Source organism: Bacillus sp. NMCN1 (assembly GCF_002998085.1).
Classification (GTDB): Bacteria; Bacillota; Bacilli; order Bacillales; family Bacillaceae; genus Bacillus.
Map to the genome: position 1 here is coordinate 1,820,976 of NZ_PVQL01000001.1, position 25,301 is coordinate 1,846,276.

The 25,301-nt window shown below is 42.0% G+C and carries 30 protein-coding genes and 1 riboswitch; of the genes, 12 read left to right on the forward strand and 18 right to left on the reverse strand.

Features of this window, described 5'->3' with window-relative positions:
* The first annotated feature begins 78 nt into the window (after positions 1-78).
* Positions 79-1,044 (forward strand): tRNA modification radical SAM protein MnmL/YtqA, encoded by a 966-nt coding sequence (gene mnmL, locus C6W21_RS09580; RefSeq protein WP_003217704.1) that lies wholly within the window; start codon positions 79-81, stop codon positions 1,042-1,044.
* Positions 1,041-1,616, forward strand: a complete 576-nt coding sequence (mnmM, locus tag C6W21_RS09585; RefSeq protein ID WP_106050141.1) for a tRNA 5-(aminomethyl)-2-thiouridylate-methyltransferase MnmM — start codon at positions 1,041-1,043, stop codon at positions 1,614-1,616. The genes mnmL and mnmM overlap by 4 nt, the downstream gene beginning before the upstream one ends.
* A 216-nt stretch (positions 1,617-1,832) precedes the next feature.
* Here mnmM and C6W21_RS09590 read toward each other — a convergent pair whose 3' ends face one another.
* Entirely contained in the window at positions 1,833-2,912 is a 1,080-nt protein-coding gene (locus tag C6W21_RS09590) for a tetraprenyl-beta-curcumene synthase family protein (protein WP_106050142.1), read from the reverse strand.
* A gap of 30 nt (positions 2,913-2,942) precedes the next feature.
* Positions 2,943-3,722: an alpha/beta hydrolase gene (locus C6W21_RS09595; RefSeq protein WP_106050143.1), complete on the reverse strand. Its 780-nt coding sequence runs from the start codon at positions 3,720-3,722 to the stop codon at positions 2,943-2,945.
* Between the two features lie 45 nt (positions 3,723-3,767).
* Here C6W21_RS09595 and C6W21_RS09600 point away from each other — a divergent pair, with 45 nt between their 5' ends.
* Positions 3,768-4,283, forward strand: a complete 516-nt coding sequence (locus tag C6W21_RS09600) for a gamma carbonic anhydrase (RefSeq protein WP_106050144.1) — start codon at positions 3,768-3,770, stop codon at positions 4,281-4,283.
* 142 nt (positions 4,284-4,425) lie between these two features.
* Here the strand turns inward: C6W21_RS09600 and asnB are convergent, their stop codons facing one another.
* Both asnB and metK read right to left on the reverse strand, forming a co-directional pair.
* Positions 4,426-6,324, reverse strand: a complete 1,899-nt coding sequence (gene asnB, locus C6W21_RS09605) for an asparagine synthase (glutamine-hydrolyzing) (protein WP_106050145.1) — start codon at positions 6,322-6,324, stop codon at positions 4,426-4,428.
* 137 nt (positions 6,325-6,461) lie between these two features.
* Positions 6,462-7,664, reverse strand: coding sequence for a methionine adenosyltransferase (gene metK / locus C6W21_RS09610; RefSeq protein ID WP_106050146.1), 1,203 nt, complete (start codon positions 7,662-7,664; stop codon positions 6,462-6,464).
* A 195-nt stretch (positions 7,665-7,859) separates the two neighbouring features.
* Positions 7,860-7,993, reverse strand: a riboswitch (SAM riboswitch).
* Positions 7,994-8,219: 226 nt separating this feature from the next.
* Here metK and pckA point away from each other — a divergent pair.
* Entirely contained in the window at positions 8,220-9,806 is a 1,587-nt protein-coding gene (pckA, locus tag C6W21_RS09615) for a phosphoenolpyruvate carboxykinase (ATP) (protein ID WP_106050147.1), read from the forward strand.
* 46 nt (positions 9,807-9,852) lie between these two features.
* Here the strand turns inward: pckA and C6W21_RS09620 are convergent, their stop codons facing one another.
* From C6W21_RS09620 to C6W21_RS09645, 6 genes are read right to left on the reverse strand one after another with little or no spacing between them, the layout of a single operon-like run.
* Positions 9,853-10,095 carry a DUF2584 domain-containing protein gene (locus C6W21_RS09620; RefSeq protein ID WP_003217584.1) on the reverse strand — a complete coding sequence of 81 codons (243 nt, stop codon included), beginning with the start codon at positions 10,093-10,095 and terminating at the stop codon, positions 9,853-9,855.
* Positions 10,096-10,134: 39 nt separating this feature from the next.
* Entirely contained in the window at positions 10,135-10,929 is a 795-nt protein-coding gene (locus C6W21_RS09625) for an alpha/beta hydrolase family protein (protein ID WP_106050148.1), read from the reverse strand.
* A 26-nt stretch (positions 10,930-10,955) separates the two neighbouring features.
* A complete protein-coding gene (locus C6W21_RS09630; RefSeq protein ID WP_106050149.1) occupies positions 10,956-12,437 on the reverse strand; it encodes a phytoene desaturase family protein in 1,482 nt (493 codons plus the stop codon).
* Positions 12,434-13,561, reverse strand: a complete 1,128-nt coding sequence (locus C6W21_RS09635) for a glycosyltransferase family 2 protein (protein WP_106050150.1) — start codon at positions 13,559-13,561, stop codon at positions 12,434-12,436. The genes C6W21_RS09630 and C6W21_RS09635 overlap by 4 nt, the downstream gene beginning before the upstream one ends.
* Positions 13,546-14,292 carry a lysophospholipid acyltransferase family protein gene (locus C6W21_RS09640; RefSeq protein WP_106050151.1) on the reverse strand — a complete coding sequence of 249 codons (747 nt, stop codon included), beginning with the start codon at positions 14,290-14,292 and terminating at the stop codon, positions 13,546-13,548. The genes C6W21_RS09635 and C6W21_RS09640 overlap by 16 nt, the downstream gene beginning before the upstream one ends.
* Complete coding sequence (locus C6W21_RS09645; RefSeq protein WP_106050152.1) at positions 14,261-14,989, reverse strand: carotenoid biosynthesis protein; 729 nt, start codon at positions 14,987-14,989, stop codon at positions 14,261-14,263. The genes C6W21_RS09640 and C6W21_RS09645 overlap by 32 nt, the downstream gene beginning before the upstream one ends.
* A gap of 173 nt (positions 14,990-15,162) precedes the next feature.
* On the opposite strand from C6W21_RS09645, the gene C6W21_RS09650 reads away from it, so the two are divergent.
* From C6W21_RS09650 to C6W21_RS09660, 3 genes are read left to right on the forward strand one after another with little or no spacing between them, the layout of a single operon-like run.
* Positions 15,163-16,164 (forward strand): ABC transporter substrate-binding protein, encoded by a 1,002-nt coding sequence (locus C6W21_RS09650; protein ID WP_106050153.1) that lies wholly within the window; start codon positions 15,163-15,165, stop codon positions 16,162-16,164.
* Between the two features lie 15 nt (positions 16,165-16,179).
* The gene (locus C6W21_RS09655; protein ID WP_106050154.1) at positions 16,180-16,950 is read left to right on the forward strand and encodes an ABC transporter ATP-binding protein; all 771 of its coding nucleotides are present in this window, start codon (positions 16,180-16,182) and stop codon (positions 16,948-16,950) included.
* A gap of 34 nt (positions 16,951-16,984) precedes the next feature.
* Positions 16,985-17,731: an ABC transporter permease gene (locus C6W21_RS09660; RefSeq protein WP_411266029.1), complete on the forward strand. Its 747-nt coding sequence runs from the start codon at positions 16,985-16,987 to the stop codon at positions 17,729-17,731.
* A 32-nt stretch (positions 17,732-17,763) separates the two neighbouring features.
* Here the strand turns inward: C6W21_RS09660 and ytkD are convergent, their stop codons facing one another.
* Positions 17,764-18,240, reverse strand: a complete 477-nt coding sequence (gene ytkD / locus C6W21_RS09665) for an RNA deprotection pyrophosphohydrolase (protein WP_106050156.1) — start codon at positions 18,238-18,240, stop codon at positions 17,764-17,766.
* Positions 18,241-18,488: 248 nt separating this feature from the next.
* Here ytkD and C6W21_RS09670 point away from each other — a divergent pair, with 248 nt between their 5' ends.
* The gene (locus tag C6W21_RS09670; protein WP_106050157.1) at positions 18,489-19,142 is read left to right on the forward strand and encodes a TerD family protein; all 654 of its coding nucleotides are present in this window, start codon (positions 18,489-18,491) and stop codon (positions 19,140-19,142) included.
* A gap of 22 nt (positions 19,143-19,164) precedes the next feature.
* Positions 19,165-19,956: an AIM24 family protein gene (locus tag C6W21_RS09675; protein ID WP_106050158.1), complete on the forward strand. Its 792-nt coding sequence runs from the start codon at positions 19,165-19,167 to the stop codon at positions 19,954-19,956.
* A 223-nt stretch (positions 19,957-20,179) separates the two neighbouring features.
* On the opposite strand, the gene C6W21_RS09680 is transcribed toward C6W21_RS09675, so the two are convergent.
* From C6W21_RS09680 to C6W21_RS09695, 4 genes are all read right to left on the reverse strand, one after another.
* Entirely contained in the window at positions 20,180-20,488 is a 309-nt protein-coding gene (locus C6W21_RS09680) for a hydrolase (protein WP_106050159.1), read from the reverse strand.
* 43 nt (positions 20,489-20,531) lie between these two features.
* Positions 20,532-20,936 carry a phage holin family protein gene (locus tag C6W21_RS09685; protein WP_106050160.1) on the reverse strand — a complete coding sequence of 135 codons (405 nt, stop codon included), beginning with the start codon at positions 20,934-20,936 and terminating at the stop codon, positions 20,532-20,534.
* A 156-nt stretch (positions 20,937-21,092) separates the two neighbouring features.
* Entirely contained in the window at positions 21,093-21,284 is a 192-nt protein-coding gene (locus C6W21_RS09690) for a hypothetical protein (protein ID WP_106050161.1), read from the reverse strand.
* A 121-nt stretch (positions 21,285-21,405) separates the two neighbouring features.
* Positions 21,406-21,843 carry a Dps family protein gene (locus C6W21_RS09695; protein WP_106050162.1) on the reverse strand — a complete coding sequence of 146 codons (438 nt, stop codon included), beginning with the start codon at positions 21,841-21,843 and terminating at the stop codon, positions 21,406-21,408.
* A gap of 131 nt (positions 21,844-21,974) precedes the next feature.
* On the opposite strand from C6W21_RS09695, the gene ytzI reads away from it, so the two are divergent.
* Positions 21,975-22,121 carry a YtzI protein gene (ytzI, locus tag C6W21_RS09700; protein ID WP_003217544.1) on the forward strand — a complete coding sequence of 49 codons (147 nt, stop codon included), beginning with the start codon at positions 21,975-21,977 and terminating at the stop codon, positions 22,119-22,121.
* A gap of 8 nt (positions 22,122-22,129) precedes the next feature.
* On the opposite strand, the gene C6W21_RS09705 is transcribed toward ytzI, so the two are convergent.
* Together C6W21_RS09705 and C6W21_RS09710 are read right to left on the reverse strand one after the other, a co-directional pair.
* Positions 22,130-22,564 carry a FixH family protein gene (locus C6W21_RS09705; protein WP_106050163.1) on the reverse strand — a complete coding sequence of 145 codons (435 nt, stop codon included), beginning with the start codon at positions 22,562-22,564 and terminating at the stop codon, positions 22,130-22,132.
* A 115-nt stretch (positions 22,565-22,679) separates the two neighbouring features.
* Positions 22,680-23,153, reverse strand: coding sequence for an S-ribosylhomocysteine lyase (locus C6W21_RS09710; protein WP_003217624.1), 474 nt, complete (start codon positions 23,151-23,153; stop codon positions 22,680-22,682).
* Between the two features lie 126 nt (positions 23,154-23,279).
* Between C6W21_RS09710 and yidD the strand changes: the two genes are divergently transcribed.
* Complete coding sequence (gene yidD / locus C6W21_RS09715; protein ID WP_003217666.1) at positions 23,280-23,504, forward strand: membrane protein insertion efficiency factor YidD; 225 nt, start codon at positions 23,280-23,282, stop codon at positions 23,502-23,504.
* 1 nt (position 23,505) lies between these two features.
* Here the strand turns inward: yidD and C6W21_RS09720 are convergent, their stop codons facing one another.
* The gene (locus C6W21_RS09720; RefSeq protein ID WP_024424929.1) at positions 23,506-24,072 is read right to left on the reverse strand and encodes a beta-class carbonic anhydrase; all 567 of its coding nucleotides are present in this window, start codon (positions 24,070-24,072) and stop codon (positions 23,506-23,508) included.
* A 215-nt stretch (positions 24,073-24,287) separates the two neighbouring features.
* Between C6W21_RS09720 and C6W21_RS09725 the strand changes: the two genes are divergently transcribed.
* Positions 24,288-25,277: a metal ABC transporter solute-binding protein, Zn/Mn family gene (locus C6W21_RS09725; protein WP_106050164.1), complete on the forward strand. Its 990-nt coding sequence runs from the start codon at positions 24,288-24,290 to the stop codon at positions 25,275-25,277.
* Positions 25,278-25,301: the final 24 nt, after the last annotated feature.

A 25,301-nucleotide genomic window follows, 5' to 3' on the forward strand; every position in this document is an offset into this window, starting at 1 on the left:
GGACAGATTCAATTGTCCTCCTTCGTGATTTTTGTTAAACTTTAAGGATGCCTATTATTACGCAAGGAGGTTACTGACTTGGATCAGCATAACCCTTTTTTATATTCAAACAGCGAAAAACGCTATCACACATGGAACTATCATTTGCGAGAGCACTTTGGTCATAAAGTATTTAAAGTGGCCTTAGACGGTGGCTTTGACTGCCCAAACCGTGATGGTACTGTCGCACACGGAGGCTGTACATTTTGCAGTGCCGCTGGGTCTGGTGATTTTGCAGGAAACCGGGCGGATGATCTCATCACTCAATTTAACGAAATCAAAGACCGGATGCACACAAAATGGAAAGACGGAAAATACATGGCGTATTTTCAAGCGTATACAAACACACACGCCCCGCTTCCTGTTCTAAAAGAAAAATTTGAAACCGTCATGAATCTGGATGGAGTGGTTGGTTTATCTATTGCGACAAGACCTGACTGTCTGCCGGATGACGTGGTGGAGTATTTAGCCGAATTAAATGAGCGCACTTATCTCTGGGTAGAGCTTGGTCTTCAAACGGTTCATGAACGGACAGCGATGCTCATTAACCGTGCCCATGATTATGAATGCTACGTAGAAGGTGTAGAAAAACTGCGAAAACACGGAATTCGTGTCTGCTCGCATATCATCAACGGACTGCCTCTAGAAAACCGGGACATGATGATGGAAACAGCAAAAGCTGTCGCAGATTTAGATGTGCAAGGAATTAAAATTCATTTGCTTCACCTTTTAAAAGGAACCCCAATGGTCAAGCAATACGAAAAAGGCAAATTGGAGTTTCTAAGCCAGGAAGAATATGTTCAGCTTGTTTGTGATCAGCTAGAGATCCTGCCGCCAGAAATGATTATTCATCGCATTACAGGGGATGGCCCAATTGAATTAATGGTTGGTCCGATGTGGAGTGTAAACAAGTGGGAAGTACTAAATGCCATTAATGCTGAGCTCGAAAGACGTAACAGCTACCAAGGCAAACGTTTCGTCAGATTGGAAGAAGCAGCTAAATGATTTTGAAACGCATGCTTCCTTTTAGTAAAGAGCTGTTAGAACGGGCTTGTCAAAAAGGCGACACCGTCATTGATGCAACGATGGGAAATGGCCACGATACGCTCTATTTAGCTGACCTTGTAGGAAATGATGGACAAGTTTTCGCATTCGACGTACAAGAGGAAGCCATACAGCAGACGAGAAAAAGGCTTGGCGAGGGATATCCTTACGTTCATCTGATCCACGATGGGCATGAAAAGCTTGCTCATCACCTGCCAAAGGATGCTTATGGACAGATCTCTGGTGCGGTGTTTAACCTTGGATACCTGCCCGGAGGCGATAAAGCCGTCACCACTCAGGCTCATACAACCATTGAAGCCATTGAGCAGCTCCTCGACTGGCTTAAACCCGGAGGTCTGATCGTTCTTGTGATTTACCATGGACACCCCGAAGGGAAAAGAGAAAAAGAAGTGCTTCTCGACTATTGCAAATCACTTCCTCATGAAGAAGTACAAGTTTTATCTTATCAATACATGAATATTCAAAACGACCCGCCTTTTGTGGTCGCCATTGAAAAAAAGCTCACATCCTAATGGATGTGAGCTCAGATTGTTGACAAAGGGCTAAAATGATCTTTATTTTAGTCCTTTGTCTTCTTTTCAGCGTGATAGAAAACCTTTGCAGTCTAGGAAGGACGAGTACTGGCGCGGAGCGAATTTGACATTCGTGAGCACCAGCACGCAGGACTGACACCGAATGCGAGGGTTTGTCTACACGCTGGCTCACATCCTAATGGATGTGAGCTTTTTTTATGAGGATTTCATCCAAGGCATTTTCTGATAGGTCCGATAGGCTCTTCCGTTGATATAGAAAAAGAACGATGTTTTCCCGCTTGATTTGATCAGCCGTTTTGCCAGCTTATTCATCTCTTTTTGGGCTGTCACTTTTTCATCGGACAAATAGACTGCCAGTAACCCTCTGTTAATCAATTTGTGAAAGTTTTCGTGCGGAATGCCTTTCAGCTGCTCATCCGCTTTTTCAATAAAATGCTGAAGTCTATCCATCATCTCATGATGAGAGGCATAGTAGGAGCAAAAGTTCAGATCTCCTCCAAGCCGGTCTTCTTCTTGATCAATTAAATAATCAAGTAAAATGTGCAGACCTTGGATATAAGGGAAATAGCTTTCGTAAATTTGCTTCGCCTGCTTTTCTGTAAAATCCGGCTGCAGCGCATACGCCACAAGACAGAAAATCCCTAATGTTGACCCTGCACAAGCTGAAAATTCATACCATTCCATCTTAGGCAAATCCTTTTCATATTGGCGAAACCACGATTCAAGCCTCGGGACCCGCTCATGAGGAACGACGTGTTTATGTACTTGCAAATCACTGTAGTAATCACACAGCGTGTGTAAATATGGCTGAATGATCGGATAATGCTCAAGGCGCGTAAGCACGTCTTGACATGTGCGGACAAGCGCATGTAAATACCCATGATCCTCTTGATCATCACGGAATTGATAGTAAGGCTTGAGCTCAGCATGAATATCAAGCGCATCTCTCATCGCTTGATGCAGCATATGAAAATCTTTTGGATCCAGCGACGTGCTGCGGTCACATAGGTTATCTAAGTAATCACTGATGGTTTGATACGCCACAATGAATTCAATACACGTTTCTTTCGCCTCACCTGCTAGAAGAGATAAAATGCCTCCGCCTTCACAGTGAAAGGTTTTACTGGATATGCTCGCTAGTGCCTGCGTTCGCAGTTCTTCATTTTCAATCATTTCTGCATGAACCCGCCACTTTTTCAGCTCCTGATGAACAAGCGGAAAAATATCTTTATACACCTTTGTCATCAGTGCAAAAGGACGCTCTGGTACTGACAAATCAATCCACCCCCAACTTAAAGCTCACCATCAAATATATTGATCTGTAAAGGCTCTTGCTGCCTTAAACACATCTTCTCTTTCCGGTTCATTAAAAATTTCGTGATACAGCTCTTCCCATTCACGATATGATTTATTGGTTGATTCAATGCCATTGAACCATTTGATCACTCTCGTTTTATCGACGATCTTATCATCGCCCGCCTGCATTAAAAGGAGCGGAATCGATTTAAAGACATTCGTTGGCTGCATGGCCGCATCAATATTTTTGATCAGCTCTCGGTACCAGCGAACCGACACCTTTGTTACGTAAAGGGAATCATTGGAGTCTGCCTCAATCACAGCCTGATTCCGTGTAGCTAGTTCAATCGACAGCCCTGACTCGACTTTAAACGACGGTGCCAGCACATTAAGACCTTTTGATGCAAAATCCATTAGCTTCTTCGGTTTAAATTGCAGACCTAAACAAGGTGATGATAAAATAAGGCCAGCAATCTTCGTATGGGTATACTGCTTGATCCACTCAATTGAAATGAGTCCACCCATACTGTGTCCAAGTAAAAAAGTAGGAAGCCTGAATGATTTCGCATGTTCGATCCATTCATCTACTGTATCAATGTATTCTTGAAACGAACGAATGTGGCCCCGCGCACGTGTCGATGTCCCTTGCCCAGGCAGGTCACCCATAATGACGTGATAGCCTGCATTTCGCCACATTTCGATCAGCCATTTATATCGGCCGTGATATTCACTCGCACCATGTACAATTACAATTGTACCAACTGGTCTTTCAGCATGCCAAGTCCACAAAGTAAACACCTCACAAATGTTGTATTAAGAAAGGGAGTCGAAAAAGTGATTTATCCATATCATCATTTTACACCTGAAATTCATGAATCGGTCTTTGTCGCAGATAACGCCACCATTACTGGTGATGTCACGATTGGAGAATATTCGAGCGTGTGGTTCCAAACCGTTATCAGAGGCGATGTCGCTCCTGTGAGAATTGGAAAAAACGTCAATATTCAGGATTTATCATGTCTGCATCAAAGTCCTGGAAAAACACTTCTTATAGAAGATGGTGCTACCATTGGACACCAAGTCACATTACATAGCTCAATCATTCGAAAAAATGCCCTCATCGGTATGGGGTCCATCATTCTCGATGGTGCAGAAATTGGCGAAGGTGCCTTTATCGGTGCAGGTAGTCTTGTCCCTCAAGGAAAGGTCATTCCAAAAGGATCACTCGCTTTTGGCCGTCCAGCCAAGGTCGTCCGGCAGTTAACAGATGAAGATATCCAAGACATGGACAGAATCCGTAGAGAATATGTAGAAAAAGGACAATACTATCGTTCCCTTTTATCCCGTTAACATCATACGCGTATCTTCACTTTATCATGTTTTTTTCAGGATATTAAGCAATAACTATGAACCGCTTGTTATTTTACCCTTTTCCACTGCTTTCTATCATGACAAAAAAGGTTTTCAGCACAAAGCTGAAAACCTTTTTTCATTAACTAAAGATGACTTCTTTCGGTTGATGATTCAACTGCTCTGGATCAATGCTGCGCTCCACATAAATGCTGTGCCAAATCATAAAGATAAGGACGGTCCAAATCTTACGGCTATGATCTGCTTTACTAGCACAATGCTCATTTAATAAATCAAGCACATATTGCTTGTTAATGTATTCATCTGTTTGACTGTTTTTGATGATGTCTTTCGCCCAAGCATTCATCTCATTTTTCAGCCAATGACGAATTGGCACAGGGAAACCAAGTTTTTTACGGTTTAACACATGGTCAGGCACAATGCCTTCTGCTGCTTTACGCAATAAATATTTCGTTGTGCCATCTTTTGTTTTCAGCTCTTCTGGAATTTTAGAAGCCGCTTCAAATACGACCTTATCAAGGAATGGAACACGAAGCTCAAGAGAATTCGCCATCGTCATCTTGTCTGCTTTCAGTAAGATGTCTCCGCGCATCCACGTATGAATATCAACATATTGCATTTTGTTAATATCACTGTAGCCTGCGCTTTCCTCGAAGTATGTCTTCGTTACGTCACGATACGTGATGCTTGGATCATAATGCTTTAAGAGGTTTTTCTTCACTGGCTCTTCAAAGATTTTCGCATTACCGATATAACGTTCCTCTAATGGCGTACAACCGCGAACGATAAAGCTCTTTCCTTTCATTCCTTCTGGCATTAAACGAGCAAGACGAAGAAGAAGCTTTTTCAGCATAGATGGTACAGATTCAAATGGTTTAAGAGAAAGAGGCTCACGGTAAATATTATATCCGCCGAACAGCTCGTCCGCTCCCTCACCTGAAAGAACAACCGTCACTTGTTTCTTCGCTTCTTTTGCCACGAAATACAATGGAATCGCCGCCGGATCAGCTAAAGGATCGTCTAAATGCCAGACAATCTTCGGAAGCTCATTCATATATTCCTCTGGAGAAATCACAGCACTAAAGTTTTGTAAGCCTAGCTTATCAGCTGTTTCCTTCGCGACATCGACTTCACTAAAGCCATCCTGCTGGAAACCAACAGAGAATGTCTTCAGCTCAGGGTGTAATTCCTTTGCGACAGACACGATGAAGGAAGAATCAATACCACCTGATAGGAATGAACCAACAGGTACATCACTTCTCATGTGAACTTTCACAGAATCATAGATTGCATCGCGTACTTCTTCTATTAATTTCTGTTCTTGTGTTTGTTCAGGCTTGAATTGAACCTTCCAGTATGTCTTAAATTCGATCTCCTGTCCTGGGCGTAAAATAAACTGATGACCAGGCTCAACTTTGTGCACCTTTTGATCAAGTGTATTTGGCTCAGGAACGAACTGGAACGACATGTATTGCTGCAATGAAGTCTCATCAAATAAAATGTTCTCGTTCACAGCCATCAAGCTTTTGCGTTCAGACGCAAAGTACACTTGCTCTTCCATTTGTGTAAAATAAAGCGGTTTGATGCCAAAAGGATCTCTCGCGCCATATAATTGCTGCGCTTCTTTATCCCAAATTAAAAATGCAAACATGCCGCGAAGCTTAGAAGCCGCCTCTTCTTTATAATGACGGTATGTGGCAAGCAGTACTTCCGTATCAGAATCTGTGCTGAACGTATAGCCCTTTTTCACAAGCTCTTCCTTTAGCTCCACATAGTTATAAATTTCTCCGTTGAAAATAATCCAATACTTTTCATCTTCATAAGAAAGCGGCTGCTTTCCGTGCTCAACATCTATAATACTTAAACGTCTAAATCCAAATCCTACATGCTCGTCATGAAAGTAACCCTCATCATCGGGACCACGGTGAACGATGAGACGATTCATTTGTTTAATTAACTCTTCCTGCTCAGTAGTTTCGGACAATGGACGGTGATTAAATACACCAACAAACCCACACATATTATTGCCTCCACGTTATGTTATTTCTTAAAAGTAGACCTATAATTAGACAGTATTTTGTCCGATTTTGTTTCACATTTTGTAGAATTTTTTTAATCAAAAGGAAAACCGCTTAAAATAAGCGGTTTTATATGTTGTTATTGTCCTAATGCTTCTTTACGAAGTGTATCGGCTTTATCCGTTTTTTCCCACGGAAGATCTAAATCATGACGGCCGAAATGTCCGTATGCAGCTGTTTGTTTATAGATCGGACGACGCAGATCAAGCATTTTAATAATGCCAGCTGGACGAAGATCAAAGTTCCCACGAACCACTTCAATTAATTTTTCTTCAGAAGCTTTTCCTGTTCCGAATGTATCAATTGAAATCGATACCGGCTGTGCAACACCAATTGCATAAGCAAGCTGTACTTCACAAGAATCTGCAAGGCCGGCAGCTACGATGTTTTTCGCTACATAACGAGCAGCGTATGCCGCAGAACGGTCAACCTTTGTTGCGTCCTTTCCAGAGAAAGCACCGCCGCCATGACGAGCGTAGCCGCCATAAGTATCAACGATGATTTTACGTCCAGTTAAACCAGCATCTCCTTGAGGTCCGCCGATTACGAAACGGCCAGTCGGGTTAATAAAGTATTTTGTCTCTTCGTCAATGAGTTCGCTTGGAACCACAGGGCGGATGACATGCTCTTTTAAGTCGCTTTGAATTTGTTCAAGCGTCACTTCTGGTGCATGCTGCGTAGAAATAACCACTGTGTCAATACGAACAGGTTTATTTTGCTCATCATATTCTACTGTTACTTGTGTTTTTCCGTCTGGACGAAGATAGGCAAGTGTTTGATCCTTGCGCACTTCAGTTAAACGGAGAGATAATTTATGCGCTAGTGAAATCGGCAGCGGCATGAGCTCTTCGGTTTCGTTGTTGGCAAAACCAAACATCAATCCTTGGTCACCTGCACCGATCGCATCAAGTTCTTCTTCAGTCATTGTTCCTTCACGTGCTTCAAGCGCTTTGTCTACACCTTGCGCAATATCAGCAGACTGTTCATCAATGGATGTGAGCACTGCACATGTTTCCGCATCAAAACCATATTTCGCACGTGTGTAGCCAATTTCCTTAATCGTGTCACGCACCGTCTTTGGAATATCGACATAAGTAGACGTTGTAATTTCTCCGCTTACTAATACGAGACCCGTTGTAACAGAAGTTTCACAGGCAACACGTGCATTTGGATCTTTCTTTAAAATTTCATCCAAAATGCTGTCTGAAATTTGATCACAGATTTTATCCGGATGTCCTTCCGTCACTGATTCTGAAGTAAATAAACGACGATTTTGACTCATAATGGCTATTTCCTCCTGTACAAGACCACATCATCCCAAGATGAGGCCTCCAATATGATACGGAACTCGTTCCCTCTTATATTTGAAAACGTTTCTATTAGAGATGTTATTGGCAATTTGTTTATATGATATCCCAAAAATAAAAAAACCATTTCCTTCATTGCGAGGAAAGGGTCTGAGATCGCATGCCTTTCACTCTTATCGCTCAAGGTGTTCTTGTACCTTGCATCAGGTTAGCACCTTGGTTTCTCAGCATTTTCATGCCTTTTCATAAGAAACCGGTTGCTGGGCTTCATCGGGCCTGTCCCTCCACCAACTCGGGATAAGAGTATCCGTTCAATAAGATATCTTATCTTAAACCCTTGCGTCATGTCAATGCTTCATCAGAATTATCTCCCTTTTTTTTCACCTCAATATTAGCATCACCAAAAAGTATATTTTCATAGCAGAAATGAAAAAACACACACAAAAATATTTAAATAGTATAGACTATTATTATCAATGTGTTATACTAATCAAAACAAACAAATTCAACGGTAAAGGAAGGGTTTTTTTATGAACTCAGTGGATTTAAAAGAAGATTTGCAGTCATTGTTCTCATTAGAAAATACGCACCAAAATTTATCTGTTCCGAAACTTGTTGAAAAGATTTTGGCACGTGATGAAGGCGTTTTAACATCAACAGGAGCTGTCCGCGCTACAACTGGTGCCTACACAGGACGTTCGCCTAAAGATAAATTTATCGTCAAAGAAGAAAGCTCTGAACATAAAATTGATTGGGGTCAAGTCAACCAGCCAATCTCTAAAGAAGCATTTGACCGTTTATATACAAAGGTTGTGTCATACTTAAAAGAACGTGATGAACTATTCGTCTTTGAAGGATTTGCCGGCGCTGATGAAAGATACCGTATGCCTATTACAGTGGTAAACGAATTTGCATGGCACAATCTCTTTGCAAAGCAGCTATTCATCAGACCCGACCGATCCACACCTTCTTCAAACGAAAAACCGTTCACCATCTTATCTGCACCGCATTTTAAAGCAGATCCTGAAACAGATGGCACAAACTCTGAAACGTTTATTATCGTTTCTTTTGAAAAACGCACCATTCTGATCGGTGGTACAGAATATGCAGGAGAGATGAAAAAGTCCATTTTCTCTGTCATGAACTACCTGCTTCCTGAGCAAGATATTTTATCCATGCACTGCTCAGCAAACGTCGGTCAAGAAGGCGATGTCGCATTATTCTTCGGCCTTTCAGGTACTGGGAAAACGACGCTTTCTGCAAGCGCAAGCCGCAAGCTGATCGGTGACGATGAACACGGCTGGTCTGGCTCAGGAGTCTTCAATATTGAGGGCGGATGCTATGCGAAATGTGTGAACTTAAGTGAAGAAAAAGAACCGCAAATTTACAAAGCGATCAGCTTCGGATCAGTTCTTGAAAATGTTGTACTTGATGAAGAAACACGTGAAGCGGATTATGATGACACATTCTTCACTGAAAACACACGCGCTGCTTACCCAATCGAAATGATTGATAACATCGTGGAGCCAAGTATCGCAGGACATCCTTCTGCCATTGTCTTCTTAACAGCTGATGCATTTGGCGTTTTACCTCCAATCAGCCGTTTAACGAAAGAACAGGCGATGTACCATTTCTTGAGCGGCTACACAAGTAAATTAGCCGGAACTGAGCGCGGTGTCACATCACCAGAAACGACATTCTCTACTTGCTTCGGTTCACCATTCTTGCCGCTTCCAGCTCACGTCTATGCTGAAATGCTCGGCAAGAAAATTGATGAGCACGGCGCAAAAGTATTCCTTGTGAATACAGGCTGGACTGGCGGAGGCTATGGTACAGGCAAACGTATGAACCTAGCTCATACAAGAGCAATGGTGCAGGCAGCGATCGAAGGCGATCTCGACAACGCCGAAATGATTACTGATGACATCTTTGGATTACACATCCCGCTTCATATTCCTGGCGTACCAGATGAAGTGCTTCAACCTTCTAAAACATGGGATGACCAAGAGGCATATCAAGAAAAAGCTCACTTCCTTGCCAATGAATTTAATAAGAACTTCCAAAAATTCAGCCACACAGCAAGTGACATTGAAGCCAAAGGCGGACCACGCGTATAATCAAATGACAAAAGCTGAGGGGAATCATTCCCTCAGCTTTTGTTTGTTAGTTCGTTGAATGCAGGGACACAAGACGGTAAGTTACCTTTGTCACATTGTCTGTAAGCTCCAGCTTTTCAACGTGTGCTGTCCCTGTTTTTTCTCCGTCTTTCGTTTTACGCACCTCAAGCGGAATATTTAATGGATAAATGCGGTACCCTTCCTTCATGAGCTCGAATACATTTTCTTCAATTCTTGTCTCTTTTCCCTTGGTGACAATCATTGTATTAAATTCAACAGGCATTCCCATATTGAAAATCCCCCTACTTTCTAAATTTCATTATACTGCTTATTTTACCACATTTCCGCTTTTTCGGCTGTGCATCCATGTCGTCAGCCTTCGGACAATTTCCCGATTATGCTGCGGCGGGAAATAATGGTTGTATCCGTGAAAATACCAAGTCTCCACTGGCTTTCCGTGCTGGCGCAGCGCATCTTCTAATAAATACGCATGCTCAATGGATACATTTTGATCCTCTTCTCCGTGGATGATAAGTACAGGTGCTTCAATTTTGTCCACATCATTTAAAGGCGTTCTGTCCTCATAGGCCTCTGGTACCTTGTGCGGGGGACCGCCAATCACACGCTTCATCATCCTTCTCATATCCACACGCTCTTCATAGGTGAGCTTCATATCACTGACGCCTCCCCATGTCACAAAGGAAGCTGCCTCTTGTTTCATTTCAACAGCGGTCCAAATGCCCATAATTCCTCCGCGCGAAAAACCAAAGATATGAATACGATCCTGCTTCACCTTTTTGTGGTGCTTTAACAATTGAAAGGCAGCAAAAGCATCTTTCCGGTCCTCTCCGGCAAAGTCCTCGTTTCCTTCGCCTCCCTGATTTCCTCGGTAAAAGGGTGCAAATACGACAAAGCCCTGAGCTGCAAATTGCACAATCCGGCCTGGTCTCACCATCCCCACATTTTTAATGCCGCCTCGTAAATACAAAAAGCCGTCATAGAGACCTTCTCCGGCCGGTTCAGCGAGCAATCCTTTGATCCGAAGCCCATCTGCCTCATAGGTCACTGTAAATAAATGAATATGCGGATGGGGGGACGGAAACCTTCTTTTTTCCACAATCACTTGATTTCTCTCCTTTTCATCTGTTCTTACGTCAAGTGCTTCATGATCGCTTCTGCGACAAGCTGACCTGATTTAGTCACCATCGGCGTGCCTCCGCCTGGATGACTTGTTCCTCCAACAAACCAAAGTCCTTCAATGTCCTTTGACTGATTATTGATGCGGAAGAACGCCTGCTTGAATGAGTTAGAAGACATGCCATAAATCGCTCCATGATAAGCTCCTGTTTTCTGCTGCAGATCAAACGGAGTTTGAACCGCTTCATATTCGGCCACCTCATCCATATCAAAGAGACCCTTTTCCTTTAATTTTGTTTTCACATGCTGCGGGTACGTCTCCTTTAGCATGTCCCAATCTTGCTCTTTTGTCACATAAGGCGCATTCGCCAGTACAAACAGGTTGCTTCTTCCCGGCCCTCCGCTTAAAGCTGGTTCTGAATGACCTGAATAACAGATGTAAAGCGTTGGATCCTGAGGCAGTTGTTTTTTCTGAAAAATATCCTTGAATTCTTGCTCATAATTCTCTGGGAAAAACACATTGTGATGGGACAGCTGTTCATAGACTTTAGGTACACCTAATAAGAGAACAAAGCCAGATAACGACGGTTCAATATTGGCCAGCTTTTGATTTAAAAAGCTTGGGCGGTTTTTTTCATCTATGAGATAGCGGTAGACAGTCAGTGCGTCCGCCCCTGCAATGACTTGATCTGCTTCATACATCTGCTGAACCGTCTCTACTCCTTTGATTCGGCGGTCCTTCACATGAATCTTGTTGACTTGTTCATTGAGGTGAATCTGCACGCCTAATTCCTTTGCTAAAGTCTCAAATGCTTCAACTAAACGATACGTACCGCCCTTTATTCCATAAATCCCTTTCTCCCCTTCTAAATACGCCATCATATTAAAAATAGCCGGCGCCTCATAGGGAGAAGAGCCGATGTATGTAGCATAACGTCCAAACATCGCCAATGTATGCGGATGACGGAAATATTGACGCAGCAGGCGTTGAACGGTTGTAAACGGTTTGACAGAGAGAAGTGCTTTCATGAGCTTTAGATCCGCCTTATCCTTCCACGTCAATAACAAACGATTTAAAAACTGCTCCTCAGCCTTTTGAAAAAGCATCTTTGATTCCTGTAAAAATGAACGGTATTGCTTCGCATCTTCAGGACTGAATACTGCAATTTGAGTTTCCATTTGCTCAATATTGGGCGTGAATTCAACCGTATGTCCATCTGAAAAAACATTTTTGGTCAGAGGAGAAATCGGATAAAATGTGACATAATCCTCCATCCGTCTATGACAGGAAGCAAACACTTCCTCAAAGTATGACTTCATTGTAATGGTACTCGGTCCTAGATCAAAAGAGTAGCCAGCTCCCTGATGGCGCTGCAATTTCCCGCCTAAAGTCGCTTCTTTTTCTAATATGGTGACCTGAATCCCTCGTGACTGCAAGCGGATCGCTGCTGATAATCCGCCAAGCCCGCCGCCGATGATGATCACTTTTTTCATTCGTACCTTCTCCCTTTCCATTCATACCCTTCTTTTTTCAGCCCGATTTTCATAGAAGCAAAGCCAATGGCGATCAAACTTAAAATGCTGAGCGGTAATAAAAAGGCCATTGCTGATGTTCTCCCGTTCTCGATATCAATTGCCGCTTTGATCGACACACCCAGCCCATAGCAAAGAATGGCTATGCATATACTAAGCACATCAAGCTGCAGCAAAGCCATCATCAAACAAATGACAGGAGCCAAATAAAGCAGGGTGTATAAACAAAAGACACTGCTTAATAAAGCAATGCTTCGATTGACACCTGGGAACAAATTTTTCCGGTAGCCTTTCCAAACCTCTTGTCCACTCTCATACATTCTCATATGCACAAATGGATGAATGCTAGCAAGTGTGAACGGAAAGCCTTGTTCCTTCACCCGTCTAGCCAATGCCATATCATCCACTAGCGAATTCTTAATCGCCTCATGCCCACCGATGTCGTGGTAGCAATTCTTTTCAATGGCAATAAAGCCGCCATGTGCAGCGGCAAAAGCGGGGTTCTTTGATTTCCTTACCCATTTCACAGGCAGATGACAGCCTATGGTAAACATCATCATGGGAACGACAAGATGCTCGAAAACTGTACCTGTTTTTTGTTCTGGAAACCCTGACAGCATACCCGTTTTTTGCGTGCATACCTGCTGATACACTGCTTCCATTGCCCCTCTTTTTAACCGGACATCCGCATCTAAAAATAGCAGCCAATCAGAAGCTGCTGCCTCAGCGAGCTGAGAACAGGCAAATGATTTACCTAGCCAGCCTTGCTTTAACGCCTGACCTGACTGGACACGAATCCACGGATACGCTTCTGCAAAGCGCTCCACAATCGCTCTTGTCTGATCTGTCGAATGATCATCTAGTACAATAAGCTCCTTCGGATAAAGACGTTGATCAACGATCGACTGAAGACAGGCTTCTATCCGTTTCTCCTCATTTCTAGCCGGAATCAGTATCGATAACGAAATGGGTTCATCTGGCGAAAAAGAGGCGGGCTTTAACACGGGAAACTGCTTCATATTCCATATGGTGAATATAAACTGACAAAGCAGCAGCACACTGATCACGGTTAAGAAGATCGCCATGTTCTCACCCACTTTTTAAAAGAATCAAACGCATCACTTGTTGACTGACTTGTCCTTGTCATCTGTTTAAATTCTTCGTTTATTGAAAAATCAGGATCAGCGACGACCTGCGCTTGATGTCGGTTTAACTGCGTTTCAAGTAGATCGCCAAGCATACGCGTCACATCCTTGCTTCGTCGTGAGCCTCCAGATACGATGGCATCTTCGCCGAACACAACAGAAACTGTCGGTTTTTGAAACTGATTAAATGTATACTGCAAGGTCACAGGCTTCACCACGACCTGCTCAAATTGCCTCACTAAAAAAGAAGCCCCTCCTTCCAGTTCAACCGGCCGCATATCCTGATGCATAATTTTCCCCTGTGGAAAAAGCCATACCGCCCTGCCAGCCTGCATTTTCTCTCTTGCTGTCATCAATGCTTGTTTGACACTTTTCAGGTTCTCTTTATGAACCGGAAACGCTCCAAGCTTACGGAAAAAAGCATATTGCTTCAGCTGCTTCTCTTCCATCATCATGTAGTGATCAAGTTCAGACGCTTTTTCTGTTAAAAGAAAAATAATCAGTCCATCCCACCACGAGCTGTGATTGGCAAGATAAAGAACAGGAAGCTGCTCCTTCGGGTCCACCGAGCCTTTCATCATGACACAGCGGAAATGCTTATGGAGTAAATACCGTTCAATATAAAGTGAAAATAGACGTCTAAACGATCGGCTTTTGTCGCTTTCTTTCAAATCGAACCCTTCCTTCACACAAAATGACAATGATCAGTGCTAAATAAAAAATGACATCGAGTCCGCCCTTTAATGCCAAAAGACCAAAAAAGAACACCATCGCCTGATAAATACGACTCGTCCAACTGAGCGCCTTTTGATTAATTGAGACAAGCGGGAAAAGAAATGAAAGTCCTGCCCCAATCATACCCCAGCTCACAAAATTCTCAAAAGGAATACCAAAAAAACCACCGCCGTCATACCACACCCAAAACTTCCTTTCAGCTGCTACTGGATCTAATATGAGGTCAAGCAAGACAATCCATACCCCCGTTTCGACGGCTCGTCTCCACTTTGACTGCTGACTGGATAAAAAAAGGCTGTTTAAAAACACGCCAACCCATGCAAACGCAATGGTTAAAGGCACCCCTGCCACTAGAAAACCTAACGCTGGATAATAGTCATAGGCCCCGAATGGAAACCCGGTTGTGATACCTACCCACTCAATCATAAATGTAAGCACCCCAACAATGGCTGCCCTTTTGATTACAAATCCCCATGAGCCATAAATATGCCGCCCAATCTCTATGACGCAGCAGGCATACAGCACAAGAAAGATTCCATTTGCAAACTGAAGCCATGCTGGCACTTCAAAAAAGACCATTAAAATAAGACCTACTAAATACCATCCAACAAATCCCCAACTCACTCTATACACGAAACCGCTCCTTTATTTCTGCCAAATTCAAGATAGCATTCATGCTTTTATTATAGAAAAAAAGACCCGTTCTATAAATAAACAATGCGCTTCTTATTTTCATCTAGGCACTCACCAAAAATCCCTTTTCACATACTTTAATAGTGATCTAGAACAAAGGAGGCGAATTACTCTTGAATCGTTCCATCAAAGTCAGACTGGCATTCATCGTCGTTGTCCTGCTCTTTATTCCATTTGTCGCCTGTAAAAAAGAACAAGAGCAGACCGTTCAAGTAGCCGAGGTGACCCATTCGGTCTTTTATGCTCCACTATATGTCGCCTTATCAGAGGATTTCTTTAAAGAAGAAGGCCTGGAGGTTGAACTAAAAACCACTTGGGGCGGCGATAAAACGATGACAGCTCTCTTATCAGGCGGTGCTGATATCGCTTTGACCGGGTCTGAATCCTCTATCTATGTAGAGGCTCAAGACACAAAGGACTCTGTCATGAACTTTGCACAGCTTACACAAACAGACGGCACCTTTCTTGTTTCAAGGGAGAAAGTAAACCAATTCTCTTGGAATCAATTAAAAGGAAAAGACTTTTTAGGACAGCGGAAAGGCGGCATGCCGCAAATGGTCGGTGAATATGTCTTGAAAAAAGAAGGCATTGATTTAAAAAAGGATCTTCGCATGATTCAAAATATTGATTTTGCCAACATTTCAGGTGCGTTCTCCTCTGGAACTGGCGATTTTGTGCAGTTATTCGAACCAACCGCTTCCTTACTTGAAAAAGAAGGCAAAGGGTACATTACCGCCTCCTTTGGAGAAGCTTCTGGCAAGGTGCCGTATACTACCTTCATGGCAAAGAAGAGTTACTTAGAGGAAAACAAAGAGACAGCTGAAGCCTTCACCCGTGCCATTTACAAAGCGCAGAAATGGGTAAAAGCCAAGCAGCCTGAGGAGATCGCAAAGGCCATTCAATCTCATTTTCCTGATACAGATCTTGATGTCTTATCAACTGCCATCAAACGCTACAAACAGCAAGATTCCTATGCAACAGATCCCCTTCTGAATGAAGAGGAATGGAACAAATTGCAGGAAATTATGAAGGAGAGCGGTGAATTGCCGGAATTTATCCCGTACAAACAACTTGTCGATTCATCCATTGCAAAGAAGGTCACAGATCACAAATAGAATAGGAGGTAGCACATGTCTTTCCTTCAAATTGACCATGTGACCCACACGTACTTCTCTTTAAAAGAAAAAACAACGGCTATACAGCACATCAATATGGAGATAGACCAAGGTGAATTCATCTCATTTATTGGTCCCAGCGGCTGCGGAAAAACCACCTTGCTGTCTATCATCGCAGGAATTACGCCGCCCTCTGAAGGTCGAATTTTAATCGAAGGAAAAGAACCAAATCAAAAGGAGCATCAAATCGGCTATATGCTCCAGCAAGATTATTTGTTTCCTTGGAAGACCATCAAGGAAAATGTGATTCTCGGGTTAAAAATTGCGAAACAAGATTCACATGAGGCCACCTCAGCTGCCCTTGATTTACTGCCAAAGCTTGGACTGCATGAAGTAGAGGGAAAATATCCAAAGGAGCTGTCTGGTGGAATGAGGCAGCGTGCGGCTCTCGCCCGAACGCTTGCAGTTGATCCAGGTTTACTTTTACTGGATGAGCCATTTTCAGCGCTAGACTACCAAACCAAACTGACATTAGAAGATCTCGTCTTTCACACATTAAAAAACTATCAAAAAACCGCAGTCCTAGTGACACATGACATCGGCGAAGCCATTGCAATGAGTGACCGCATTTTCTTATTCTCAAAGCATCCAGGCTCTATCCAGCGAATCTTTACCGTTCCAGACGATATAAAGGCTCTCTCTCCTTTTGAAGCGAGACAGACCCCGCATTTCCAAGAGCTCTTTCAAACGATTTGGAAGGAGCTGAAAACAGTTGAAACACAGTGACCTTTTACATGAAGCCTATCGCAAAAAATACCGAATGGAAAAACGGATCACACGTATCTATCAGCTCATCATATTCGCCAGCTTCTTTTCTCTTTGGGAGCTTGCCAGTCATTTCAGGCTCATTGATCCGCTGATTTTCAGTTCACCATCTGCGGTCTGCCAATTGTTTGTTCAAAAAATATCAGATGGTTCTTTAGTGAATCATATGAGTATTACGTTATTTGAAACGGTGCTCGGTTTTCTACTTGGTACCTTTTGCGGCATTTTGCTCGCTGCCGCCTTATGGTGGTCCACCCGATTAGCAAACGTTCTTGATCCTTATTTAGTCATTTTAAATGCCATGCCGAAAGTTGCCCTCGCCCCAATTTTAATTGTTGCCCTTGGACCTGGCATGATCAGCATCGTCGCCATGGGTGCAATCATTAGTGTGATCATTACGACGATTGTCATTTACACTGCCTTTCAAGAGGTCGATGAGAATTATTTAAAGGTGATGAAAACCTTTGGCGCGAAAAAAAGTGTCGTCTTTCGTGAGGTCATGTTGCCAGCCAGTATTCCAACGATGATTTCTGCCATCAAAGTCAATGTCGGTCTATCTTGGGTTGGGGTCATTGTAGGGGAATTTCTTGTATCCTCAAAAGGGCTCGGCTACATGATTATTTACGGCTTTCAAGTCTTCAACTTTACACTCGTGTTCTTAAGTCTTTTCATTATTGCTGTGTTTGCTACCATCATGTACCAGCTTGTGGAATGGCTCGAGCGCCGTTTTCTCCAAAAATAAAAAAGCACAGGGATTGTCTCCCTGCGCTTTTTTTAACGAATCAAACCGTTCTTTTCTAAATAAACTAGACTTTGTCTTAACACATCATCTTTCATAATAAAACTGAAATTCTTATTTTTTGCGATGGATCTTGGCAAGTCTGCGAAAAGAACAGGTCCTTTCGTTTCAAAATACGTGTCCTGCTTCACTAGCCTTTCAATATCAGCGAAATATATATTTTTTACGATGACCTTTTCTCTGCCTAGCACCTGATATTGGCCAATATACGTTAATTCACGAACAACAGCACCCGTCTCTTCTTGAATCTCACGTATAGCGGCTTGGTCTGCTTCTTCATTTGGCTCAACTTTCCCTCCTGGAAACTCATAGCCCCGATCCTCATGTTCAGTGAGCAGCCATTTCCCCTGGTAGCGGCAGATGGCCCAAACATGCTTTGGATGACTTGAAAAAGGCTTTTCTTCAAAGGAGAGCTTGACCGTATTATGATAATAGTCTTTAAATACATGCATGTGAAATCCCTCATATCCTGTCCTTGCTTCTTGTAAAACATCATACCACAGATCACATTTCTCTGAAGAATTTTTATCAAAAGTGAAACAAACGAATGGTTTCATCTCGTCTGTATTTAAAATGAGGTATTGTTGCTAAAACCTTTTTATCATCCCCAACTTCACCCAATTTTAATCATGAAACCTTTTATCCCTTGATGACGTAAATCAATCAGTGTTTGTCCTATCACGACGAGGAGGAAAACAGCATGAGTATAACAAATGGGTCCAAACAAAAAAAAGATCAAGCGCTTCCGCTCAGGAAAAATAAGAAAGAAGACGCACCTCATGAGGTGATCAAGAAACACCTCATCAAAGGGCAAAAGCTAGATTTAACAAAAGACAATCCAAATATCGACCAAATTCATATCGGACTTGGCTGGGATTTGGCTGGCCAGCCAATTGATTTAGATACGCAAGTGTTTCTCTTAAATGAAGAGGACAAACTGTTGTCTCCAAGCCATCTGATCTATTATCATCAGCAGCAAAGCTTAGACGGGGCTGTTCGTCATCTTGGTGATCATCAATTTGGCGGCGGGTATCGAGACAATGAAATGATCATTATGCAATTAAGCAGAGTCTCACCTGATATTCATAAAATCGTCGTAACAGCCACGATACATGATGCACACGAGCGCAAGCATCATTTTGGACAAGTAACCAATGCCTACGTGCATCTTACTGATCAAATCTCGCAACAAGAGATTTGTACCTTTCAATTAACAGAAGATTATTCGTATTGCACATCCATTATTTGCGCTGAACTCATAAGAGATGAGGACGAATGGAAAATTATCGCGACCGGGCAAGGAACTACGCTAGATTTAAATGACTTATGCCGCATCTACGGATTCACATCTTGACGCAGGAAAGGAGCCGGCACCAATGGGATTTCATTTCAACACGATAGAAGAACTCACTTTACAAGCAGAAGGCAGCGGAATCTTTTTTGCGAAAAAAGGCGCAATGATTGCCGATCAAGGAACGTTTCAATACCGCAAACGACTACTCGGAACAAATAAAGGAAATATGGTCAGTCAAGTATTTAACCATATCAGCAGAAAATTGACAGGTGAAAACCTTGAAGTGATGGAAGTGAGTGGACAAGGTACTTGTTATTTAGCTGATTCCAGCGAGCACGTGACAGTGATTAATCTTGAGCCGAGCGGTCCTTGGCAGTATGTAAGTGTAGAAAGTGAAGATCTACTTGCCTTTACTGAGGAATGTCATTACGGCGTGACACCAGTAGGCGTTGGTATTTTATCACAGAAAGGGCTGTTTACATCAAAGCTCTCTTATCAAGGCCACGGAGCGCAGGTCGCCATTAAAACGAATGGAAATCCGCTCATTTTAAAAGCCCCCTGCCGTGTAGATCCTGACGCCATTGTCGCTTGGACAGGTAAAGCACCGAAGGTCAAATTAGATGTGAACTGGAAAACCCTCATTGGACAAACATCTGGTGAATCTTACTTATTTGAGTTCCAAGAGCAAGACCAAATTGTTATTATCCAGCCATCTGAGCGCACATCTGGCTTACGGGTTGGTTTAGATGATAACCGCTACAAGCCTCAGAGCCAGAGCTCCTCTCATGATTTCACTCATTTACAGACATCACAGCAAGAGAATAGAGGCGGGCTTAGTGATCTGATCGGAGGCATCTTACAACCGCGAAAATAAAAGCATGTAAAAAATCTCTACATGCTCAGCGTGAAGAGAAAGTGAGGGTTTTTTAAGACAAGGTTTCCACAAAACTCTCATTTTTGTCTTTTGAACTGTTCAAGAACCAGTATATAGTGTTTTTGCCTTGAAGATCACTCAATATACTGTGTGTTTAAACCTTTAAAAAAGCTGTCGAGATTTTCTCGACAGCCTGGCATGTAGAAAATCTCTACATGCCTTTTCAATTCATTAATCCATTTGTTTCAATAAAGTTCTTTGTCTCTTCATTCCCGAGCTCATAAATCATTGAGTAAATCTCTTTTCTTTTTCGATCCATTTCATCATTCGGACTGTCATAATGATATTCAAGAAACGGAACATGCGCTCGAAAGAAGCCTTTCCAATCTGTCATATACTGTTCATCGAAAAAGTCTCTCAGCTGCAAAATTTGATCATCATCTGCTTCTATTTGAAATTGCCAAGCCGCCGCATCTCTATGCTGCGATATCGACCCATCCTGTACGGATACATAGTATGTGTGTCTCGCCATCTGATTCATCCTTTTTCTTTTAGTATGACCAGATATGAAGAAATTACGGCTTTTTGCGCAATTTATTTTTCAACATGTCCAATACATCAATAAACAGCTGTGGAATGGGAATTCCGAGTGCATTGGCTGTCGAAACGATTTGGTAAGATTCATAAATAATATAAAAGATGATCGCTAAATCCTTAATCACCCCATTTGTCTTCAGCATGACATCGAAGAAATGCGCCATGGATATTAAGGAGACCGTCACAATCTTTCGAACAAGCCGTGTTAAAAAACGTTTCATTGTGAGCTGCCCAGTCAAAGATTCTCTTAGGCCTGAACAAATTAATTCAATGGCCATCAGTGTCATTAATATCATCAGTAAATATCCTGCTCCACCAAACAGAAAGCCCATCGCTGACAAACTGACTGTAAACAACGAAAAGATGCCTAAATCTTTGCTCACTTGGCATCAACATCCTTTCATAGTGGAACTCCTTACCTCAATAGTATATGCCGGATCCTCGCAATAGCTTGGACGACAAAAAATAAAGGCGTCGTCTTTTAAATCGGACAGAGTGATGACAAGAAAAAAAGCCGCCTTGTGCGGCGGCTTCCATTCTTAGACTCTGACATCAATAAAGCTAGCGTCTGAATCCTTTGGCTGAACAGCTTGAGGCTGCTGCTGAACTTGATCCAGCATGACCATGGCTTGTGCTGTATTCGTAGCAAGCTGTGAATTCAACAAACTAATATTGAGTGTTCTTTGAATGCTCGCGACTTGCTGACTCATCATTCCTGCAATGGAAGACATCTTCTTCCCTCCCTTCTCTTTTCTCTTCGGCTGAAAGCCCTATGATTTGAATGGGCTGTCTGTCACAAATCCATCAAAAAAGAATGCCGATCTTATGATCAACATTCCTTTCACATTCGTATTATCCTAAAAATGCTTTTAGCATCCAGTTGTGTTTTTCAATGGATTGATGAATGGCTAGTAACATATCACCTGTCGTTTCATCGCCAACCTCAGCAGCCAGTTCCATTCCTTGCTTTAATTCCTCTGCAATACTGGAGAAATCATCAAATAGATTTTTCACCATTTGCTCAGCTGATTCTTTGCCTTCAGCTTCATGAATGCTAGAGATTTCTAAGCACTCTTTCATTGTCGCAACAGGCTTTCCATTTAATGCAAGCATACGCTCAGCCAAATCATCAATATATGTGGCTGTTTCTGTATACAATTCCTCGAATTTTTCATGGAGTGTAAAGAAGTCTTTTCCTTTTACATACCAATGATAGTTATGTAATTTCACGTAAAGCACAGTCCAATCAGCTACTTGTTTATTGACGACGTTTAATAATTTTTCAGACATGTTTATTCCTCCTTATGTAATTGCGTTTAGTATGAGAATACCCTTTTCCTATTATACTGAAACCTGCCATGAATTTCTTCTATTTTGACTGCATGAAATATATGTTAATATGGAAATAAGGAGGGAGTTAGATGCTGCTACTTGGGATTATCAGCTTTATCATTATCTCAATCGTTGTCTTTTTATCACTATGGACAACATCGAAGGCTTATGAATATAAGCATAAAGTCGATTCACCACAGGATGCTGAACCAAACCAACGTCCTAACCCGAAATAAAATCGCACTTAATGATGTGAGGTTTCTTCTTCAGTAGATGAACTCTCTTTTTTCACATCACCTACGTGGATGTTCGTCTTTGGCATATTATGCTGCTGTTTAGCTGTCACATGGACTTGTATGATATAAAGGCCATCTTTTTTAAAGGCTGTATGCAATTCATATACACCTTTGTTCTCTTTCTTTGGCTGAATCATCTTGCTGTTATCCTTATCGCCATCTTTCCACACTTCAAATTGAACATCGTCTGCATCATCAACAGGCGTATCACCATATGTGACAGCTGCTTTTACTATAACGCTTTCATTTTTCTCCACTTGTTCAGGTCCTGTAAGCTTCACTTCTAATAGCTCAGGCACCTCCCCTTTGCCACTATTTGCTGCAGAGTTCCCACATGCACTTAGTAACGTGAGCATCAAAATCATTCCCAACATTTTTCGCATCCCGAGTTTCCCCCTTCTTTTACTGACATGTCCATTTTAACAAATATCCCCTATTTTGACATCTCATGATCGAATTCAAAAAAACCGGACATCAACATGTCCGGTTCATCATCTATTAACCAAAAACTTTTAGAAGCTCTTCTTGATCTTGAGAAAGCCAGAAACGCATCAAACGTTTTGCCCCTTCAAGGTCATGAAGCTTCGCTTGGCCGCATTGCTCTTCGTTTGCAGCAGGAATCTCTGTTACCTCAACTGCATCCTTGAATGTTGCATCAAGAAGTTCAACGATCTCTTTTGGAGTAGGTGCACCACTAACCACTAAATAGTAGCCTGTCTGACAGCCCATTGGAGAAATATCAATGATATCAAAATGATCGTATTTCTCTGAGTGTGTTCTAATGTTAAACGCAAGTAAATGCTCTAATGTATGAATCGTATCAGGTTTCATCGCCTGCTTGTTTGGCTGACAAAAACGAATATCAAATTTATTTACTTCCCCATCTGATCCCACTTTATGAACGCCGCAATGACGAACGTATGGCGCTTTTACAGCATTATGATCAAGTTCAAAGCTTTCAACTGAAGGCATAATCACCACTCCTATAATTGCAATTTCCTATATTATAACATATTTCTCCGACCAGCTTAGTTTATAAAACTTTCCTTCCTTGTCCTTTTTTCTTATACTGTGAAAGACAGACAAGGAGGAACCTCTATGAAACAAATTTTTATCGGCATCATACGCTTTTATCAAAAATGTATTTCCCCTCTTACACCGCCCAGCTGCCGGTTTTACCCAACATGCTCAAACTATGGACTAGAGGCGATCAAAACTCATGGCGCTTTAAAAGGCGGCTGGCTCACCATCAAACGGATTTTAAAATGTCATCCGCTCCACCCCGGCGGCATCGATCCTGTCCCGCCTAAAAAGGAAAAATAACTTACTTTTCTTCATATCCGTTGACGACTAAGTCAAGCTTGCCTGTTCCAGGATCAATGACAAGACCGTGCACAGGTACATCTGATGGGAGTAGCGGGTGATTTTTTACAACGGACACACTGTCCTTCACGCTCTCTTCAACAGAACTAAAGCTTTTGAGCCACTGTTTAAAATCGATTCCTGAGTATTCCAGTACTTCAATACGTTTTTCTGGAATACCGCGCTCAACGGCTTTATTTAAAAGTGTTTGACTGTCTATTTTGCTCATGCCGCAATCATGATGCCCAATGACATAAACCTCGTCAGCATTTAATTCATAAACAGCCACTAAAATGCTTCGCATAATACTTCCAAATGGATGAGAAACAAGAGCACCAGCACTTTTGACAATCTTAATATCACCATTTTTCATGTTCATTGCACGCGGAAGCAGCTCGACAAGTCTTGTATCCATACATGACAGAATGACAGCTTTTTTCTGTGGAAACTTTGTTGTTGTAAATTCTTCGTATTTCTTTTCTTCAATAAACTGTTGATTATATTCGATGATTTCGTCTAAAAGTTTCATACGTTTGTCCATTCCTTTATCTTTTTTTAAAAATAAATATAGCACAATATGAGAAATTTCGTCACGTTTTGCAGCGCATTTTTTTTAAAGGAAACATCTGCTGATGAAATTTTTTTATTTTCCTCTTTTCAAATCGTAATTATTACGATACAATAACTCAGGACATTAAATCGTAATCATTTCTATCTAATAGATTGAGAGGAGACATTTTCTACATGAAAAAAATCTTTTATATTTTAACAGCTGCTTTATTTGCGATCGGTCTTGCCGCTTGCTCAAGCAGTGCGGGGACAAATGCTTCAAAAGGGAAAACAGACGGGAAACTAACCATTTACACCACAATTTTCCCGATTCAAAATTTCACTGAACAAATTGGCGGTTCTCACGTTCATGCGCAAAGTGTGTACCCGGCCAATGCAGATGCACACAGCTTTGAACCAAGTTCAAAAACGATGGTTGAAATGGCTGAAGGTGACGCCTTCATCTACAGCGGTACAGGAGCTGAAGCATTCGCTGACAAAACCGCTTCTACGTTAAAAGACCAAGGCGTGAAAACAGTCAAAGCAGCCGAAGGCATCAAATTGTTATCGACAAAAGAAGAGCATGCACATGAAGAAGGCGAAGACCATGACCACGATCATGAAGGTGAAGATCATGACCATGATGGACACGATCATGGAGATAAAGATCCTCACGCATGGTTAGACCCGGTTTATGCGCAGCAAATGGCGAAAAACATTAAAGACACACTCGTTTCATTAGATCCAGATCATAAAGACGAATACACAAAAAACTATGAAAAACTTAAAAAAGATTTACAATCGCTAGATCAAGAATTCAACACAACGTTATCTAAAGCAAAACATAAAGACATCCTTGTTTCTCACGCAGCTTACGGTTATTGGGAAAAGCGCTATGGCATTGAGCAAATCAGTGTATTAGGATTATCCGCTTCTGAAGAGCCTTCACAAAAGCAGCTCGAAAACATTGTACAAAAAGCAGAAAAGCATCACATTCAATATGTCATTTTTGAAAACAACGTCAGCAGCAAAGTATCAGATACGATCCGCAGTGAAATTGGGGCAAAAAGCCTCACACTTAAAAATCTAGAATCTATTACTGAAGATGATGCCAAAAATGGCGAAAGCTACGTCAGCTTAATGAAACAAAATCTAAAGACCTTAAAAACCGCTTTAAATGATTAATGGTTAGAACCCCGGGTTATCATC

Bases quoted from the DNA above. Each gene is read 5' to 3' on its own strand.
- C6W21_RS09670 (WP_106050157.1), top strand. From the start codon at position 18,489: ATGAGTATAACAAATGGGTCCAAACAAAAAAAAGATCAAGCGCTTCCG.
- C6W21_RS09630 (WP_106050149.1), bottom strand. From the start codon at position 12,437: ATGAAAAAAGTGATCATCATCGGCGGCGGGCTTGGCGGATTATCAGCA.
- metK (WP_106050146.1), bottom strand. From the start codon at position 7,664: ATGAGTCAAAATCGTCGTTTATTTACTTCAGAATCAGTGACGGAAGGA.
- C6W21_RS09705 (WP_106050163.1), bottom strand. From the start codon at position 22,564: ATGCGAAAAATGTTGGGAATGATTTTGATGCTCACGTTACTAAGTGCA.
- C6W21_RS09675 (WP_106050158.1), top strand. From the start codon at position 19,165: ATGGGATTTCATTTCAACACGATAGAAGAACTCACTTTACAAGCAGAA.
- C6W21_RS09655 (WP_106050154.1), top strand. From the start codon at position 16,180: ATGTCTTTCCTTCAAATTGACCATGTGACCCACACGTACTTCTCTTTA.
- ytkD (WP_106050156.1), bottom strand. From the start codon at position 18,240: ATGCATGTATTTAAAGACTATTATCATAATACGGTCAAGCTCTCCTTT.
- pckA (WP_106050147.1), top strand. From the start codon at position 8,220: ATGAACTCAGTGGATTTAAAAGAAGATTTGCAGTCATTGTTCTCATTA.
- C6W21_RS09690 (WP_106050161.1), bottom strand. From the start codon at position 21,284: ATGTCTTCCATTGCAGGAATGATGAGTCAGCAAGTCGCGAGCATTCAA.
- mnmM (WP_106050141.1), top strand. From the start codon at position 1,041: ATGATTTTGAAACGCATGCTTCCTTTTAGTAAAGAGCTGTTAGAACGG.
- ytzI (WP_003217544.1), top strand. From the start codon at position 21,975: ATGCTGCTACTTGGGATTATCAGCTTTATCATTATCTCAATCGTTGTC.
- C6W21_RS09635 (WP_106050150.1), bottom strand. From the start codon at position 13,561: ATGGCGATCTTCTTAACCGTGATCAGTGTGCTGCTGCTTTGTCAGTTT.
- yidD (WP_003217666.1), top strand. From the start codon at position 23,280: ATGAAACAAATTTTTATCGGCATCATACGCTTTTATCAAAAATGTATT.
- C6W21_RS09720 (WP_024424929.1), bottom strand. From the start codon at position 24,072: ATGAAACTTTTAGACGAAATCATCGAATATAATCAACAGTTTATTGAA.
- asnB (WP_106050145.1), bottom strand. From the start codon at position 6,324: ATGTGTGGGTTTGTTGGTGTATTTAATCACCGTCCATTGTCCGAAACT.
- C6W21_RS09695 (WP_106050162.1), bottom strand. From the start codon at position 21,843: ATGTCTGAAAAATTATTAAACGTCGTCAATAAACAAGTAGCTGATTGG.
- C6W21_RS09660 (WP_411266029.1), top strand. From the start codon at position 16,985: ATGGAAAAACGGATCACACGTATCTATCAGCTCATCATATTCGCCAGC.
- C6W21_RS09620 (WP_003217584.1), bottom strand. From the start codon at position 10,095: ATGGGAATGCCTGTTGAATTTAATACAATGATTGTCACCAAGGGAAAA.
- C6W21_RS09680 (WP_106050159.1), bottom strand. From the start codon at position 20,488: ATGGCGAGACACACATACTATGTATCCGTACAGGATGGGTCGATATCG.
- C6W21_RS09725 (WP_106050164.1), top strand. From the start codon at position 24,288: ATGAAAAAAATCTTTTATATTTTAACAGCTGCTTTATTTGCGATCGGT.
- C6W21_RS09710 (WP_003217624.1), bottom strand. From the start codon at position 23,153: ATGCCTTCAGTTGAAAGCTTTGAACTTGATCATAATGCTGTAAAAGCG.